This window comes from Burkholderia paludis, from assembly GCF_000732615.1.
In the GTDB taxonomy this organism is placed as follows: domain Bacteria; phylum Pseudomonadota; class Gammaproteobacteria; order Burkholderiales; family Burkholderiaceae; genus Burkholderia; species Burkholderia paludis.
The window spans coordinates 1-1,591 of record NZ_JPGL01000148.1 but is presented as its reverse complement, the minus strand read 5'-3'; the positions used below and the strand labels follow the sequence as shown (position 1 = coordinate 1,591).

The following is a 1,591-nucleotide window of genomic DNA, read 5'->3' as shown; positions in this document are numbered from 1 at the left end:
GCCGGGCTGTCGGCGGCGATCCGGCTCAAGCAGCTGGCCGCCGAGAAAGGCGCCGAGATCGGCGTGTGCGTGCTCGAGAAGGGTTCCGAGATCGGCGCGCACATCCTGTCGGGCGCGGTGATGGACCCGCGCGCGATCACCGAGCTGTTCCCCGACTGGAAGGAACGCGGCGCCCCGCTCGACGTCGAGGTGACCGAAGACCGCTTCCTGTTCCTGTCCGAGAGCAGCGCGGTCACCACGCCCAACTGGGCGCTGCCCGACAACTTCAAGAACCACGGCAACTACGTCATCTCGCTGGGCAACGTCACGCGCTGGCTGGGCCAGCAGGCCGAGGCGCTGGGCGTCGAGATCTTCCCGGGCTTCCCGGCCGCCGAGATCCTGTACAACGACGACGGCTCGGTGAAGGGCGTCGCGACCGGCAACATGGGCGTGGGCAAGGACGGCGAGCCGACCGAGAACTTCCAGCTCGGCATGGAACTGCACGCGAAGTACACGCTGTTCGCCGAGGGCTGCCGCGGCCACCTGGGCCGCCAGCTGATCTCGAAGTTCAAGCTCGACGCGAACGCCGATCCGCAGGCATACGGGATCGGCATCAAGGAACTGTGGGAAATCGATCCCGCGAAGCACAAGCCGGGCCTCGTGATCCACACGGCCGGCTGGCCGCTGAAGTCCGACACGTACGGCGGCTCGTTCCTGTACCACATGGACAACAACCAGGTCGTGGTCGGCTTCGTGGTGGGCCTGGGCTACACGAACCCGTACCTGTCGCCGTTCGAGGAATTCCAGCGCTACAAGACGCACCCGTCGATCCGCGCGTTCCTGGAAGGCGGCAAGCGCGTGTCGTACGGCGCGCGCGCGATCACGGCGGGCGGGCTGGTGTCGCTGCCGAAGACGGTGTTCCCGGGCGGCGCGCTGATCGGCGACGACGCGGGCTTCCTGAACGCGTCCCGGATCAAGGGCAGCCATGCGGCGATCAAGACCGGCATGCTGGCGGCCGATGCCGCGTTCGACGCGGTGCGGGCCGGCCGCCAGTCGGACGAACTGAACGCATACCCGGACGCGTTCAAGCAGTCGTGGCTGTACACGGAGCTGTACCGCGCGCGCAACTTCAAGCAGTGGATGGCCAAGGGGCTGTACCTGGGCACGCTGATGGTGGGACTCGAGCAGAAGGTGATGGGCGGCAACGTGCCGTGGACGCTGCGTCACAAGCACGCGGATCACGAGATGCTGAAGCCGGCGTCGCAATGCGAGCCGATCGTGTACCCGAAGCCGGACGGCAAGCTGACGTTCGACCGGCTGTCGTCGGTGTTCATCTCGAACACGAACCACGAGGAGAACCAGCCGGCGCACCTGACGCTGAAGGACGCGAACGTGCCGGTGAACGTGAACCTGCACACGTACGCGGGGCCGGAGGGGCGCTTCTGCCCGGCGGCGGTGTACGAGTTCGTGAAGAACGACGACGGCAGCGATCGCCTGGTGATCAACGCGCAGAACTGCGTGCACTGCAAGACCTGCGACATCAAGGACCCGACCCAGAACATCGTGTGGGTCACGCCGGAAGGCGGCGGCGGGCCGAATTACCCGAACATGT

The 1,591-nt window shown here is 66.8% G+C and carries 1 protein-coding gene; it reads left to right on the top strand.

What is annotated here, in order from left to right; all coding sequences use genetic code 11:
• A partial coding sequence (locus GQ56_RS0138880; RefSeq protein WP_031403757.1) for an electron transfer flavoprotein-ubiquinone oxidoreductase occupies nucleotides 1-1,591 on the top strand: 1,591 nt, incomplete at both ends.